Annotated in this window: 15 protein-coding genes; 9 read left to right on the plus strand and 6 right to left on the minus strand. The window is 36.3% G+C overall.

Translation table 11 applies throughout. The features are described 5' to 3' along the window. Nucleotides 1–223: 223 nt before the first annotated feature. From hisG to PZ898_RS03015, 9 genes are all read left to right on the plus strand, one after another. Complete coding sequence (gene hisG / locus PZ898_RS02975; RefSeq protein ID WP_062669782.1) at nt 224–1081, plus strand: ATP phosphoribosyltransferase; 858 nt, start codon at nt 224–226, stop codon at nt 1079–1081. A gap of 324 nt (nt 1082–1405) precedes the next feature. Further along, nucleotides 1406–2680, plus strand: a complete 1275-nt coding sequence (gene hisD, locus PZ898_RS02980) for a histidinol dehydrogenase (RefSeq protein WP_277694749.1) — start codon at nt 1406–1408, stop codon at nt 2678–2680. Nucleotides 2681–2769: 89 nt separating this feature from the next. After that, on the plus strand, nt 2770–3795 hold the full coding sequence (gene hisC, locus PZ898_RS02985) for a histidinol-phosphate transaminase (protein WP_277694750.1): 1026 nt from the start codon (nt 2770–2772) through the stop codon (nt 3793–3795). 2 nt (nt 3796–3797) lie between these two features. Then, nucleotides 3798–4892 carry a bifunctional histidinol-phosphatase/imidazoleglycerol-phosphate dehydratase HisB gene (gene hisB, locus PZ898_RS02990; RefSeq protein ID WP_277694751.1) on the plus strand — a complete coding sequence of 365 codons (1095 nt, stop codon included), beginning with the start codon at nt 3798–3800 and terminating at the stop codon, nt 4890–4892. Nucleotides 4893–4894: 2 nt separating this feature from the next. Continuing rightward, nucleotides 4895–5473, plus strand: a complete 579-nt coding sequence (hisH, locus tag PZ898_RS02995; protein WP_277694752.1) for an imidazole glycerol phosphate synthase subunit HisH — start codon at nt 4895–4897, stop codon at nt 5471–5473. 2 nt (nt 5474–5475) lie between these two features. Continuing rightward, a complete protein-coding gene (hisA, locus tag PZ898_RS03000; RefSeq protein WP_277695595.1) occupies nt 5476–6195 on the plus strand; it encodes a 1-(5-phosphoribosyl)-5-[(5-phosphoribosylamino)methylideneamino]imidazole-4-carboxamide isomerase in 720 nt (239 codons plus the stop codon). Continuing rightward, the gene (gene hisF, locus PZ898_RS03005; RefSeq protein WP_120231053.1) at nt 6188–6940 is read left to right on the plus strand and encodes an imidazole glycerol phosphate synthase subunit HisF; all 753 of its coding nucleotides are present in this window, start codon (nt 6188–6190) and stop codon (nt 6938–6940) included. The genes hisA and hisF overlap by 8 nt, the downstream gene beginning before the upstream one ends. Further along, nucleotides 6937–7524 carry a bifunctional phosphoribosyl-AMP cyclohydrolase/phosphoribosyl-ATP diphosphatase HisIE gene (gene hisIE / locus PZ898_RS03010; protein ID WP_277694753.1) on the plus strand — a complete coding sequence of 196 codons (588 nt, stop codon included), beginning with the start codon at nt 6937–6939 and terminating at the stop codon, nt 7522–7524. The genes hisF and hisIE overlap by 4 nt, the downstream gene beginning before the upstream one ends. After that, nucleotides 7493–7978, plus strand: a complete 486-nt coding sequence (locus PZ898_RS03015; RefSeq protein ID WP_277694754.1) for a hypothetical protein — start codon at nt 7493–7495, stop codon at nt 7976–7978. Before hisIE ends, PZ898_RS03015 begins: the two co-directional genes overlap by 32 nt. Nucleotides 7979–8122: 144 nt before the next feature. Here the strand turns inward: PZ898_RS03015 and PZ898_RS03020 are convergent, their stop codons facing one another. The 6 genes from PZ898_RS03020 to PZ898_RS03045 all read right to left on the minus strand — a co-directional run bounded on the left by PZ898_RS03020 (nt 8123) and on the right by PZ898_RS03045 (nt 13979). Further along, the gene (locus tag PZ898_RS03020) at nt 8123–9292 is read right to left on the minus strand and encodes a M20/M25/M40 family metallo-hydrolase (protein WP_277694755.1); all 1170 of its coding nucleotides are present in this window, start codon (nt 9290–9292) and stop codon (nt 8123–8125) included. A gap of 207 nt (nt 9293–9499) precedes the next feature. Beyond that, nucleotides 9500–10675: a M28 family peptidase gene (locus tag PZ898_RS03025; RefSeq protein WP_277694756.1), complete on the minus strand. Its 1176-nt coding sequence runs from the start codon at nt 10673–10675 to the stop codon at nt 9500–9502. Nucleotides 10676–10737: 62 nt separating this feature from the next. Next, complete coding sequence (locus PZ898_RS03030; protein ID WP_277694757.1) at nt 10738–11916, minus strand: M28 family peptidase; 1179 nt, start codon at nt 11914–11916, stop codon at nt 10738–10740. 351 nt (nt 11917–12267) lie between these two features. Further along, the gene (gene rplT, locus PZ898_RS03035) at nt 12268–12612 is read right to left on the minus strand and encodes a 50S ribosomal protein L20 (RefSeq protein ID WP_002979659.1); all 345 of its coding nucleotides are present in this window, start codon (nt 12610–12612) and stop codon (nt 12268–12270) included. A gap of 117 nt (nt 12613–12729) precedes the next feature. Further along, nucleotides 12730–12927: a 50S ribosomal protein L35 gene (gene rpmI / locus PZ898_RS03040; RefSeq protein ID WP_034694453.1), complete on the minus strand. Its 198-nt coding sequence runs from the start codon at nt 12925–12927 to the stop codon at nt 12730–12732. Nucleotides 12928–13157: 230 nt separating this feature from the next. Continuing rightward, nucleotides 13158–13979, minus strand: a complete 822-nt coding sequence (locus tag PZ898_RS03045) for an alpha/beta hydrolase (RefSeq protein ID WP_062669756.1) — start codon at nt 13977–13979, stop codon at nt 13158–13160. Nucleotides 13980–14727: the final 748 nt, after the last annotated feature.

Consider the following 14727-nt stretch of genomic DNA (forward strand, 5'->3'; position numbering starts at 1 on the left):
ATCCTACATTTGCATCATAATTCAATACAATGAAACCAACATTTTTAGCATTACATCATTATCATCATCATCTCTGCTAGACGGAATTGATTGATATAAGTATGTGCTAAAATCAAAAATAATTAAAACCGTCTGAGTAAATAGACGGTTTTTTTGTTTCCTGAATTCTCATCAGAAATTTCAACAGATCAGTTTTTATTTGCTCGGACCCAAAAAAGGCAAAATGAGTAAATTAAAAATTGCAATCCAAAAAAGCGGCCGGCTTTACGAAGAATCTCTTCAGCTTCTCAAAGACTGCGGAATCTTCGTCAACAACGGTAAAGACCAACTCAAAGTTTCAGTAGATAACTTTCCGATGGAAATCATGTATCTCCGGAACTCAGACATCCCGCAATACCTCGAAGACGGAGTGGTGGATGTAGCCATTCTTGGCGAAAATCTTCTGGTTGAAAAAGGTAAAAACATTAAAACGATCCAGCAACTTGGCTTTTCAAAATGCCGTGTTTCATTAGCTGTTCCCAAAGAAGTAGAAAGCGATGAAATCTCTTATTTCCAGGGTAAAAAAATTGCTACCTCTTATCCTAACACTCTGAAAAACTTTTTAGAAAACCAGGGAATTGTATCAGATATTCACGTGATTTCCGGTTCTGTAGAAATAGCACCTAATATCGGTCTGGCAGACGGAATATGTGATATTGTAAGCTCAGGAAGCACCTTATTCAAAAACGGATTAAGAGAAACGGTTACTTTGCTGAAATCGGAGGCAGTTTTGGCTCAAACGCCTCAATTATCAGCTGAAAAAGAAGCCATTCTTGAAAAATTTGTATTCAGAATCAAAGCAGTTTTAAAAGCAAAAAATTCAAAATACATTCTGATGAATGTTCCCAACGAAAAAATACAGAAAGTTGCCGGCGTTCTTCCCGTATTGAAAAGTCCTACGGTGATTCCGCTTGCAGAAGAAGGCTGGAGTAGTATTCATTCTGTGATTGATGAAGAGCGTTTCTGGGATGTCATTGACGAACTCAAAGAAAATGGGGCTCAGGATATTTTAATCATTCCAATTGATAAAATGGTTATTTAAAAAAATCATAATGATAGATGTTGGTTAACGCAAAGGCGCAATAAAAATGAAGTTGATACTATTTTAAGACGCAAAGATTTTATCTCCGATAAAATTGAATACCATTTTAAGTCACAAAATTATACTCACGCACTTGCTGAAAATCTTAGATTTTCTTGCGCCTTAAAAAATTAAAGATTTAAAAAACTTGCGCCTTTGCGTTCATAAAAAAATTGAATTATTAAGGTACCAGGCAGCTGAATAAAATAGCTTCAGCTATGGTCTTAATGACAATTAACAACTTAAAAGAATCTTAATGGTTCAAAAACAATTAAAAATAATACAATGAAAATATATAGATATCCCACAAAAGACAGCTGGAAAGACTTAGTAAAACGTCCTGTTTTGGAACAGAAAGAAATCTCAGGACTTATCACAGACATTTTTGCAGAAGTTGAAAAAAACGGAGATAAAGCTTTAAGAGAATTCAATAAAAAATTTGATAAATCAGACACTCAAATCATTTCTGTGACCGAAGAAGAAATTGAAAACGCAGAAAAACAGATTAGTAATGAACTGAAACAGGCTATCCAACAGGCTAAAGAAAATATTTCTAAATTTCACGCTTCTCAAAAGCAGGAAATTCAGAAAGTTGAGACAGTGAAAGGAGTGGTTTGCTGGCGTGAAAATCGTGCAGTAGAAAGAGTAGGGATTTATATTCCGGGAGGAACAGCTCCGTTATTTTCTACCGTATTGATGCTTGCGGTTCCTGCCAATCTTGCAGGTTGTAAAGAGATTGTTCTTTGCACACCACCGGATAAAAACGGAAATATCAATCCCGCAATTTTGTATGCCGCAAAACTTTGTGGAGTTTCGAAAATCTTTAAAACAGGTGGGGCGCAGGCTGTTGCAGCGATGACTTTTGGGACAGAGACTATTCCTGCAGTTAATAAAATTTTTGGTCCTGGAAATCAGTTCGTGGTAGCGGCAAAAGAATATGCACAACGGTATGGAGTTGCCATTGATATGCCAGCCGGTCCGAGTGAAGTTCTTGTCATAGCTGATGAGCAGGCTGTTCCTGATTTTTGCGCTGCCGATCTTCTTTCACAGGCAGAACACGGCAGTGACAGTCAGGTGGTTTTTATCTCTACAGATCTTAAAGTATTTGAAGAGACGGTTAAGGCTATTGGGCAGCAGATCATAGACTTGCCGAGAAATGAATTTGCGGCTCAGGCTTTGGAAAACAGCTCTTTTATTTTGATCAATACGCTGAAAGAGGCTCTTGAGTTCAGCAACCTTTATGCTCCTGAACACCTTATTTTGGCTATCGCTGATTTTGAAAAATACATTCCGCTGATTGAGAATGCAGGTTCGGTTTTTCTTGGAAACTACTCTTGCGAGAGTGCGGGCGACTACGCCAGTGGAACCAACCACACGCTTCCTACCAATGGTTATGCAAAAAACTACAGCGGAGTATCCCTGGATAGCTTTGTGAAGAAAATAACATTCCAGCAACTTTCAAAAGAAGGACTTCAGAATTTGGGAAAAACCATAGAACTCATGGCAGAAGCAGAAGGTTTGTTTGCTCACAAAAATGCAGTATCAATAAGATTAAAATGATAAATGTTGAAAAATCCAAAACCATAAAACCATTTGAAAATAAAGGTCCTGGACTTAACGGTTTAAAATAGATTTAGATAAACAATACAATGAAAAATAACAGTATCAAACCACTCGTAAGAGAAAATATATTACAATTACAGCCATACATCAGTTTCAGGGATCACAATGAATTTAATGCTCCGGTAATGCTGGATGCGAATGAAAGCCCTTTTGGAGAATGCAACCGTTACCCTGATTCTATCCAGAAAAAGCTTAAAAGCAAGCTTGCAGGGATTAAAAAAGTTGCGCCTTCACAGATCGCCATAGGAAACGGAAGTGATGAGCTGATAGATCTTATCATTAAAATTTTTTGCGAGCCTAAAAAAGATGCCATTCTGATGATGAATCCGTCCTTTGCGATGTACGGTTTCTATGCAGCCATCAACGAAAATAAAATTCTGAAACTGGATCTGGATGAAAACTTTGAAATCGTTAAAAATGATTTTTTAAAAACAGCAGAAGATCCTTCACTGAAGATTTTCTTTTTATGCTCGCCCAATAATCCTACGGGAAACAGTGTGGATGATATTGAATTTTATATTCAGAATTTCAGCGGAATTGTAGTGGTAGATGAAGCGTATATCGAATTCTCTGGTAAAAAATCAAGTCTTGAGTTGTTGGAAAAATATTCTAACCTGATTGTGCTGCAAACCTTCTCTAAAGCATGGGGAATTGCCGGAGCAAGAGTAGGTATGGCATATGCATCTGAAGAAATTATCAGTCTTATTAATACGGTAAAAGCACCTTATAATGTGAATGTTTTGAGCCAGGAATTGATTTTAAAGACTCTGTCGGAAGAAAACAGACTTCAGGAGAACGTAAGCCGTATTCTGGAAGAAAGAACATGGCTGAAACAGCAGTTTGAAGGAATTCAATGTATTTCCGAAGTCTTTTCAACAGATGCCAATTTCTTTCTGATCAGAATGGAAAATGTTGATAATGTCTATGCAAAAATGCTGGAAGAGGAAGTTTTAACCAGCAGAAGAGATCCGGCCATTCCGGGATGTATCAGGATTAATGTGGGAAACCGTGCCGAAAATGAAAAATTAATTAATCTTTTAAAAAGTATCTAACAATGAAAAAAGTACTCTTTATAGACCGCGACGGAACGCTTATTATCGAACCGCCTGCAGATTTTCAGGTTGATTCTCTGGAAAAGCTTGAGTTTTATCCGGGAGTTTTTCAAAATCTTGCAAAAATTGTCAATGAATTAGATTATGAATTGGTAATGGTCACCAATCAGGATGGATTGGGAACTGAGAGTTTTCCTGAAGACGATTTCATAAAACCTCATGAGAAAATGTTGCAGGCATTTGAAAATGAAGGGATAACTTTCAGTGATATTTTGATTGACAGAAGCTTTGAATCCCAAAATCTTCCCACCAGAAAACCCGGAGTTGGAATGCTCGGAAAATATATTTATGGGAATTACGACCTTGAAAATTCCTATGTAATTGGTGATCGAAATACCGATGTTCAACTTGCTAAAAATCTAGGTACTAAAGCTATTTATCTTAACAAAAACTTAAATAGCGAAGCGGAGCTATCTACTTTAAAATGGTCTGAGATCTATCAGTTTTTAAAATCAGGAATGAGAATGGCTAAAGTATCCAGAAAAACCAATGAAACAGATATAGAAATTACGGTCAATCTTGATGGAAACGGAAAATCAGATATTTCAACCGGGCTTCACTTTTTTGATCACATGCTGGACCAGATTGCCAGACACGGAAATATGGATCTTACGATTAAAGTGAACGGAGATCTTGCCGTAGATGAACACCACACGATAGAAGATACCGGAATTGTGCTGGGAGAAGCTATTTTAAAAGCCTTAGGAAAGAAAAAAGGTATTGAACGATATGGTTTCCTGCTTCCGATGGATGACTGTCTTTCTCAGGTGGCTATCGATTTCGGCGGAAGACCGTGGCTGGTATGGGATGCTCCGTTTAAAAGAGAAAAAATTGGAGACATGCCTACGGAAATGTTTTTTCACTTCTTTAAATCCTTCACCGATGCTTCAAAGTCCAATCTGAATATCAAAGCAGAAGGAGATAACGAACACCACAAAATTGAATCCATTTTTAAAGCATTTGCAAAAGCCGTTAAAATGGCAGTGAACCAATCGGATGCTAACTACAGTTTACCTTCTACAAAAGGAAGTTTATAAATATGATCGCTATAATAAAATACAACGGAGGAAATGTAAATTCCGTTCAGAATGCCCTCAACAGACTGAATGTTGATTCCGTGGTCACCGATGATCCCGAACAGATTTTAAAAGCTGACAAAGTGATCTTTCCGGGCGTGGGAGAAGCTTCATCAACCATGAAACTGCTGAAGGAAAAAGAGCTTGATCTGTTGATTCCTGGTCTTATACAGCCGGTTTTAGGAATATGTCTGGGAATGCAGCTGATGTGTAAAGGAAATGAAGAAGGACATACCGAAGGAATGGGGATTTTTGATATCAATGTCAGAAAGTTTCCAGCAAAGGATATTGTTCCGCATATGGGCTGGAATACCGTTTCCGGGCAGACTTCGCCACTGTTTTCAGGAATAGAAAAGAGTAGTGATATGTATTTTGTTCACAGCTATTATTGTGAACTGTCAGACTATACAACATCGGTTTGTGATTATATCCTGCCATTCAGTGCTTCATTGCAGAAAGACAATTTCTATGCAGTACAGTTTCACCCGGAAAAATCGGGAATGGTAGGGAACCAGATCGTTAAGAACTTTATAAATTTATAATGATGAAGATAATTCCGGCTATTGATATTATCGACGGTAAATGTGTCCGTTTATCAAAAGGAGATTACAATACAAAGAAAATATACAATGAAGACCCTGTAGAAGTGGCCAAAGAGTTTGAAAGTTTTGGTATTCAGTTTCTTCACCTGGTAGATCTTGACGGGGCAAAATCAAAGCATATCGTGAATCAGAAGGTTCTGGAAAATATTGCTCATGCCACTTCGTTGCATATCGACTTTGGAGGAGGATTAAAGACTCAGGAGGATATTGAAACAGCCTTTAATTCCGGTGCAAAACAGATCACTTTAGGAAGTATTGCAGTGCAAAATCCTGAATTCTGCTATGAAATGATTCAAAAGTATGGTGAGAAAATTATTCTGGGAGCAGACTGTGATAACAGAAAGATTAAAACCTCGGGATGGCTCGAAGAAAGTGACAATGATATCATCGATTTCATCCTTCAGTATCAGGAAAAAGGAATACAGACCACTATTTGTACTGATATTGCAAAAGACGGTATGCTGGAAGGCCCCTCAACAGGGCTTTATATTGAGATTTTATATAAAACATCTGTTCAGCTGGTAGCAAGCGGCGGTATTTCAGGTATTGCTGATGTCTATAAGATGAAGGATGTCGGCTGTTCGGGAACAATCATTGGAAAAGCAATTTATGAGGGAAAAATAAGTTTACAACAACTTCAAAATTTTATTGAAAATGCTTAAGAAAAGAATTATTCCATGTCTGGATATCAAAGATGGAGCAACTGTAAAGGGAGTCAACTTTGAAGATCTTAAAAATGCAGGGGATCCTGTAGAACTTGCCAAAAAATATGAGCGGGAAGGAGCTGATGAGCTTGTTTTCCTTGATATTACGGCAACTATTGAAAACAGGAAGACTTTTGTAGAACTTGTAAAAGAAATTGCCAAAGAGCTCAGTATTCCATTTACGGTAGGAGGCGGAATTTCGTCTGTGGAAGATGTAAGAAAGCTTTTGGAAGCCGGGGCAGACAAAATCAGTATCAATTCTTCCGCGGTTAAAAATCCGTCCCTTATCTCTGATCTGGCTAAAGAATTTGGGAGCCAGTGTATAGTGGTTGCTATTGATACAAGGCAAGTAGGCGATAAAGATCTGGTGCATATCAAAGGAGGAAGAGAAGCTACTGAACTTTCTACACTGGAATGGGCAAAACAAGCAGAATCCCTTGGAGCAGGAGAAATTCTGCTAACTTCAATGGATGGAGATGGTACAAAAAATGGCTTTGATCTTCGCATTACAAAACTGGTTTCAGATAGTATTACCATTCCCGTGATTGCTTCTGGAGGAGCTGGTGCTGTAGATCATTTTGTTAAAGTATTTAATGAAACAAAAGCTACAGGAGGATTGGCAGCCAGTATTTTCCACTTTAATGAAATAGGAATTCAGGATTTGAAACAACAGTTAAAAACTCAAAAAATTGAAGTACGATGAAAATAGATTTTAGTAAAGATAACGGGCTTGTTCCGGTAGTCATTCAGGATAACAGAACGCTGCAGGTTTTGATGTTGGGCTACATGAATGAGGAAGCTTTTGAGAAAACAAAAAAAGAAGGAATTGTTACTTTTTTCAGCCGTTCCAAAAACAGACTCTGGACAAAAGGTGAGGAATCGGGTAATTTTTTAACGGTAAAAAGTATTGATATCGACTGCGATCAGGACACCATTTTAATTAAAGCCGTTCCGAAAAATGTGGTTTGCCATACAGGCAGTTTTAGTTGTTTCGGGGAAAAGAGTACTAAAGGATTTCTGTATGAACTGGAAGAAAAAATATCTCAGAGAATAGATACGAAGGCTGAAGACTCATATACTTACTCATTATATCAGAGAGGAATCAATAAAATGGCTCAAAAAGTAGGCGAGGAAGCCGTAGAACTAGTTATAGAAGCAAAAGACAGTAATGATGATCTCTTTAAAAATGAAGCTGCAGATCTGTTGTATCACTTTTTAATTTTATTGAAAGCCAAAGGATTTTCAATGGAGGAGATTGAAGAGATTCTTAAAGGCAGAGATCAATAAAATTGACTCGCTTTTTGATTGTAAGACAAGAATTCTTTCGGTAAATGAAAAGCGTTATTTTAAGATCATAGAAAATAAACTTTCAGATATGATTGATGGGTTACAGAAAGCTAAGAATTTAATGGATAACGGGCAATATATGCCCGCTGTAGAAATTTTGCAGAATATCAGCAAGTTATCTACAAAATCTGAAAGCTACAGACTATTATTCATGTCAAACTGCTGGTATAAACTAGGAGAATATCAATGGGCTATTGATATTGCGGATAATTTATTACAAAGAGACAAGCACAATGAATTAGCATCTCAGATAAAATATCTGTCCTATTGTGGACTTAAAGATTTTGATAAAGCCTTAGAAGAAATTATACGGTTTTTGTCATTTAATGAAGCGGATGTATATAAAATAACCCCTGGAAGAATTATTAGCAGATATCAAAAATGGTTTTATTAATGAACAAGCTATTATTTCTAAAATAAAAGGACTCGCATTAAAAAATAACTGTTTGAAGTAAAAATATTTAAACACGCTCTTCTAAAACAAAACAGCAGGAATAGAATAACCCTGCTGTTTTTTTATTATCAATGAATTGATTTCTTATCTTTCAATCATAATATTCTTGACAAGGGTTTCTTCGCCCACTTTCAAAACTCCAACATAGACTCCGTTCTGAAGGGATGAAACATTAACCTTTCTTTCGTTATTGACTTTCAAAAGTGACCTTCCCAAAGAATTGCTGATTTCAAAGCTGAAATCCACTCCCTTAGAATCCGGTAAGTCAATATTAATCATATTATTGGCTGGATTAGGGTAGATCTTTACAGCTTCCAGTGAATTTTTTGAAGCAGGTTTGCTCATGGTAGTTGATGCTGCTGCAAAATGTTGTAAGGCACCCACGGTTGCTTTTCCGATCTTGTATACATAAACAGGATCCATATTGGTGAAAGTATCCTTAGAGCTGTGAGGGTAAGTGCTTCTTATCCTTTCAAAAAATCCGGTAATCACTTCACCTTTCTGTTCGAAAGGAATATAATCCGTATCAGCTGCCGGATCTACAGCAGTCAGAAGAGGAGAGTAGAGTGCTGTACAATTTCTTAGTTGTTGAGTGACAGCAGCAGAAGCTGCATTGTTACTGGAAATACCTCCCTGATCTTCATCACAATATACGGTTGTATTGTTGTTTCCTTTCACTCCGCCTACCTGATCCAGATTGAAGACCAGTTTGATATCCAATTTGCGGACACCTCCCTGATATACTACGTTGTTCACATAATGGCTGCTTCCTTTTAATCCCTGTTCTTCACCTGAAAAATGGATGAACTTTATAGAATATTCAGTAGGAACGTTTTTCAGAATCCTTGCTGCTTCAAGAATAATAGACGTTCCGCTGCCGTTATCATTCACTCCAGGGCCATAAATGGTATCGAAATGCCCACATATAATGACATACTTGTTAGGATACAGCGTTCCTGTTTTGGTGATGATTAAATTTTTGGAACTGGTACTTCCAAAGGTAAAAGGACTTTCTTCTATCTGGCTCGCAGTATAGCCGTAAGAAAGATACTTGTTTTTAATCCAGTTCAGGGTATTCGTATTCGCTACTGAACCTGTGGTTTTTACACCTAAATTACTGAATTCCTGGAGATTGTTGGTGATGTTGGTTTGTGTTACCAGGTCAGCTCTGTCTTTGTAAGCCTGAATAAAAGTTTGAGCCGCAACACTCTGCATCATCAATGCAGAGCATAAAAGTGTTGTGATTTTTTTCATATAAATAATATTATTTTGGTAACACGAATGTAGTAAATAAATCACAATAAAGTGTTTAATATTTTAAAATAAAAGAATATTTACTATGAATATCATATTGATTATTGCGAATGTTTTGTAAATACTGTAATGTGGATCTGGTATAAAAATAAAAACCTTTGAAACTATTCAAAGGTTTTATTTACAAATAGAGGCTTGCATATTGTATTATCTTTCAATCATCACTTTTCTGACAACCTTTTGATCCCCAATTTTTAAAATTCCGATATAAGCTCCGTTCTTAAGTCCTGAAGCATTAATTCTTGTTTCATTGTTTCTTCTGAAAATGGAACGCCCCTGAAAATCCGTGATTTCAAAAGTGAAATTTTTAATTCCGGAATCCGGAAGTTCAATATTGATGACATCTTTGGCAGGATTTGGATAGATTTTTACACTTTCCAGTGTGTTTTTTACAGCGGTTTCATGCGTTCCCAATGTTCCGGTAGCAACGGCGAAATGCTGCAGTGCTCCCACAGACGCTTTTCCTATCTTGTAAATGTATACAGGATCTGTATTGGCAAAAGTATCATTCACTGTATGCGGATAGGTGCTTCTTATTCTTTCAAAGAAACCTGTAATCACTTCACCTTTCTGTTCAAAAGGGATGTAATCTGTATCAGCAGCGGGATCTACAGCAGTCAGAAGAGGAGAGTAGAGTGCTGTGCAGTTTCTCAGTTCCTGAGTTACAGCAGCCGAAGCAGCATTATTGGAAGAAAGTCCGCCTTGATCTTCATCACAGTAAACAGTATTGTTGTTATTTCCCATCACACCGCCTACCTGGTCGAGATTAAAAACAAGTTTAATATCCAGAACACGAGTGCCGCTCTGATACGCTACATTGTTGACATAATGCTTACTTCCCAGAAGTCCTTGCTCTTCCCCGGAAAAATGAATGAATTTTATAGAATATTCAGTCGGAACATCTTTCAGAATCCTTGCTGCTTCAAGAATAATAGAAGTTCCGCTTCCGTTATCATTGATTCCCAGGCCGGTAATACTGTCGAAATGTCCGCAAATAATTACGTATTTATTGGGGTATACAGTTCCTGTCTTGGTAATAACAAGGTTTTTAGAATTATAGCTCCCTGCTGTAAAAGGGTCTTCTACAATCTGGCTGGCTGTATATCCGTAAGAAAGATATTTGTTTTTGAGCCACGTCAGGGCGTTGGCATTAGCAGCTGACCCAGTAGTTTTTACCCCTAAATTAGCAAATTCCTGAAGGTAAGTTGTAATATTGGTTTGATTTACCATATCCGCCCTGTCCTGATAAGCCTGAATGAAACTTTGAGCTCCAATACTTTGAAAAGCAACAGAAGCCAATAAAAAAGTAGTGATTTTCTTCATTCTATGAAAGTAATGCTGAATATTCCTGAATGTAAAACAGATTTAGAATATTCCACCTGACATTATTTATTAATGATTATTTTTTTTGTAGTATTTCCTTTATCGGTTTTAATGGTAAAGGTGTAGACTCCGTTTGTTAATCCTGAAGTATTTATTTTGTCCTGGTTTTCAAGCGATAACACAGTATTTCCTGACATGTCGTTGACTTCAACTTTGAATTGTTTTACTTTTTCCTGAAATTCCACAGTCACAAGATCTTTAGCCGGATTAGGATAAAACCTGATGGCTTCTGTTGAGTGTTGTGCTGTATCTTTAGTGCTTAAAAGATTGTTGGTTGTAGAGGCAACGGCAAAGTGCTGTAAAGCTCCCACAGCTGCTTTTCCTACATTGAAGACATATACAGGATCCAGGTTGGCAAAAGTATCACTTACCGTATGTTCGTTTTCACTTCTCAGATATTCGTAGAATCCGGTAATGGTGTATCCTTTCGCCTCAAAAGGCATATAATCGGAGCTGTAAGCATACGAAAGATTCGTCTGAAGAGGAGAGTAAAGGGTAGTGCAGTTCATCAGTTCCTGTGTTACAGCAGTAGAGGCTGCATTGTTGGAAGACACTCCACCAGTATCTCTTTCGCAGGTAATCGTATTGTTGTTATTTCCAATAAGCCCACCTACCTGGTCAATATTTAAAACCAGTTTTATATCCAAAACCTGACTACCATTCTGATAAGCTACATTATTTACATAATGGTTACTTCCCACAAGCCCCTGTTCTTCCCCGGAAAAATGAATAAACTTGATAGAGTATTCTGTTGGAACATTTTTCAATATTCTTGCTGCTTCAAGAATAATGGAAGTTCCGCTTCCGTTGTCGCTTACTCCAGGGCCTACAATTGTATCATAATGTCCACAGATAATAACATATTTGTTAGGGTAGACTGTTCCCGTTTTGGTAATAATTAAATTTTTTGAAGTGTTGCTTCCGTAAGTAAAAGAATCTTCGGACATGTTAGTTGCTGTATATCCGTAGGACAGATATTTGTTTTTAAGCCAGTCAAAAGCATTGTTATTGGCTGTTGTGCCAGTTTTTTTAATTCCAAAACCTGCAAATTCCTGAAGGTTTGTACTAATATTGGTTTGGGTAACCATATCTGCTCTGTCCTTATAAGCTTGAATAAAACTTTGTGCACTTATATTCTGCAGTGCAATGGATGTGAGCAAAAAAGCTGCAACTTTTTTCATTTTTGATACTTTCTTTAGAGATTGCTAATATAGCAATAAATCATCATTTATTGTTAATTATTAACTGGAATAGTGTTAATTTGTTTGATTTATCAATAATAATTTAACTTTTTATTAAATTTATTATTGTGTTAGATTAAAATTCGCTAAATAAATAAAATTTAGGTAAATTTTTCTTTATTATTGAATATGTTTAATGATAAATTCATCTTTTGTGAATTCTAACTCATAAAGTTTACTGTTGTTATGGTAATTAGAATGGAATTTACCATATAAGAAATTGAAAAGTATATAACCAAAAAAATCCCGGGAAAACCCGGGACTTATATTGATAACAAAATCTATTCTACATTATTTTACTTGATCTACAACAGCTTTGAAAGCTTCAGGGTGATTCATTGCTAAATCTGCTAAAACTTTTCTGTTAAGTTCGATGTTGTTCTTTTTAAGAGCTCCCATAAATTGAGAGTAAGACATTCCGTGCTCTCTAGTTCCCGCGTTGATACGAGTGATCCAAAGTGCTCTGAAATTTCTCTTTTTCTCTTTTCTACCACGGTAAGCATATTGCATTGCTTTTTCTACCGCGTTTTTAGCTACAGTCCAAACGTTCTTTCTTCTTCCGAAATAACCTTTAGCGTGCTTAAAAATTTTCTTTCTGCGAGCTCTTGAAGCTACGGCATTTACTGATCTTGGCATAATTTAAATTGTTTTTTTGAAAAGGGCGGCAGTGTTATTGCTCTTATTTGCACCGTTTCAGGGTTAAAATTGTGAATTTGTTTGAATTCTTATAAACCGAATATAGATTTATAAAAACTACTTAATTGCTAATTGACGTTGAACGCTTTTCTCATCCACTTTAGCTACGTAAGAAGTAGACGTAAGATTTCTCTTCTGCTTAGTTTCTTTCTTAGTTAAGATGTGGCTTTTGTAAGCGTTTTTTCTTTTGATCTTACCTGTTCCGGTAAGAGCAAAACGTTTCTTAGCACCTGATTTCGTTTTTAATTTTGGCATTGTTTTGCTTTTTTATTGTTTTTGTTATCAATATCTGTTTTGGCTACTCCTAAAGACATTAGGAATAATAGTGTGCAAAATTACGAAAAAAAAGTGATACACGAAAGGAATTTTTAATGTATATCAACAGGAAGGTCTTTTGGGTTGAATTATAAAGGCAAACCCATATCAATACGGATTTGCCTACAATGCTATACGTTCATAAAAACGTAATGATGTTCTTATTCTTATTATGATTTAAAAAACTCCAGAAGATCTCTGTTGATGGTTTCAGCCTCTGTAGTTGGCATTCCGTGTGGAAAACCGGGATAGGAAATCAGTTTCCCGTTTTTAAGAAGGGTAGCAGCTACCTTGCCTGTGGTTTCAAAAGGTACAATCTGATCATCTTCACCGTGCATTACCAATACAGGAACATCTACACTTTTAAGATCTTCAGTGAAATCTGTCTCAGAGAATGCTTTCACACAGTCATAATGTGCTTTGATAGAACCATTCATACCTTGTCTCCACCAGTTTCTCTGGATTCCTTCTGAAACTTTGGCTCCTTCTCTGTTGTACCCATAAAAAGGGAAGGTAATATCAATGAAAAACTGCTGTCTGTGTTTTGCCGTATTGTTTCGGATATCATCAAAAACGGAAATAGGAACTCCATTCGGGTTATTCTCATTCTGAACCATAATAGGTGTTACTGCACTTACCAGAACGGCTTTTGCCACTCTTCCGTTACCATGCTTTGCTACATATCGGATTACTTCACCACCGCCTGTAGAATGTCCTACGTGGATTACATCCTTCAAATCCAAAGCTTTAACAATTTCTGCTACGTCAGATGCATAAGTATCCATATCATGTCCGTAAGGTGTCTGTTCAGATCTTCCGTGTCCTCTTCTGTCATGAGCAATTACTCTGTAGCCCTGTTCTAAAAAGAAGAACATTTGTGCATCCCAGTCATCACTCGATAATGGCCATCCGTGGTGAAAGAAAACCGGCTGTCCTTTCCCCCAATCTTTGTAATAAATTTCTGTTCCGTCTTTTAATGTAAGTGTGCTCATTGTTTCTTTTTTTAATATTAATAAATAGTGTGTTTGATTTTTTATATCACAAATTTAGATAGAAAATCTTTAGAATATCTTGATCTAAGATAATAATTGTTTAAAAATTTGTTAACAATAATAATGTATAGGTAATACTCTTCAAAGAGTAAATAGGTTGAAAATGTTTTTGTTACGAAGAAAACACTCAAAAAAGTAAGGCAGCACAAAATATACCTGATAATCGGGATTGCAGTATTTGACGGTTCTCTCTAATATTGACGATGAATATGAAACATACAATTCAGGTAGGCTTGATCATTACTATTTTCAGTCAAACCTGCTGAACTTATTGTTAACCTGTAAATTTAAACTGTTATGCTTTCATCCGCAGACCTACACCTGGAAAGAGCTTTATTTTTTGCTGTCTTAATTATATTTTTTGGAGCAGGATTCCTGTGCACGCTGATTACTTTCATTATCAATTTTATACAAAAGAAAGATAAAAAAGTGGTGTATTACCTTCTTATATTTCTTATTTCCGGCCTTATTGGAGTAGTTTTAACTGCATTTTATTGTTACATGATCTTATTTGAACAGGCCGAAACCTATAGGCCATAAGAAGATGTGATGCATTATATTATGAAATAGACTAAACTAAAAACCACTGATATCAGGGATGTTTTTATACTGTCTCTATTTTTATCTTTGACCTAAAATATAATAAAGATAAAAAGGTTAAATATCTTCCGGATAAACAATAATTTAT

The organism is Chryseobacterium sp. WX, from assembly GCF_029542485.1.
GTDB lineage: Bacteria > Bacteroidota > Bacteroidia > Flavobacteriales > Weeksellaceae > Chryseobacterium > Chryseobacterium cucumeris.

Coding starts and splice junctions, on each gene's coding strand:
- hisA (WP_277695595.1), top strand. CDS start 5,476: ATGAAGATAATTCCGGCTATTGATATTATCGACGGTAAATGTGTCCGT.
- rplT (WP_002979659.1), bottom strand. CDS start 12,612: ATGCCAAGATCAGTAAATGCCGTAGCTTCAAGAGCTCGCAGAAAGAAA.
- hisD (WP_277694749.1), top strand. CDS start 1,406: ATGAAAATATATAGATATCCCACAAAAGACAGCTGGAAAGACTTAGTA.
- PZ898_RS03030 (WP_277694757.1), bottom strand. CDS start 11,916: ATGAAAAAAGTTGCAGCTTTTTTGCTCACATCCATTGCACTGCAGAAT.
- hisIE (WP_277694753.1), top strand. CDS start 6,937: ATGAAAATAGATTTTAGTAAAGATAACGGGCTTGTTCCGGTAGTCATT.
- hisG (WP_062669782.1), top strand. CDS start 224: ATGAGTAAATTAAAAATTGCAATCCAAAAAAGCGGCCGGCTTTACGAA.
- PZ898_RS03025 (WP_277694756.1), bottom strand. CDS start 10,675: ATGAAGAAAATCACTACTTTTTTATTGGCTTCTGTTGCTTTTCAAAGT.
- hisF (WP_120231053.1), top strand. CDS start 6,188: ATGCTTAAGAAAAGAATTATTCCATGTCTGGATATCAAAGATGGAGCA.
- hisC (WP_277694750.1), top strand. CDS start 2,770: ATGAAAAATAACAGTATCAAACCACTCGTAAGAGAAAATATATTACAA.
- hisB (WP_277694751.1), top strand. CDS start 3,798: ATGAAAAAAGTACTCTTTATAGACCGCGACGGAACGCTTATTATCGAA.
- hisH (WP_277694752.1), top strand. CDS start 4,895: ATGATCGCTATAATAAAATACAACGGAGGAAATGTAAATTCCGTTCAG.
- PZ898_RS03045 (WP_062669756.1), bottom strand. CDS start 13,979: ATGAGCACACTTACATTAAAAGACGGAACAGAAATTTATTACAAAGAT.
- PZ898_RS03020 (WP_277694755.1), bottom strand. CDS start 9,292: ATGAAAAAAATCACAACACTTTTATGCTCTGCATTGATGATGCAGAGT.
- rpmI (WP_034694453.1), bottom strand. CDS start 12,927: ATGCCAAAATTAAAAACGAAATCAGGTGCTAAGAAACGTTTTGCTCTT.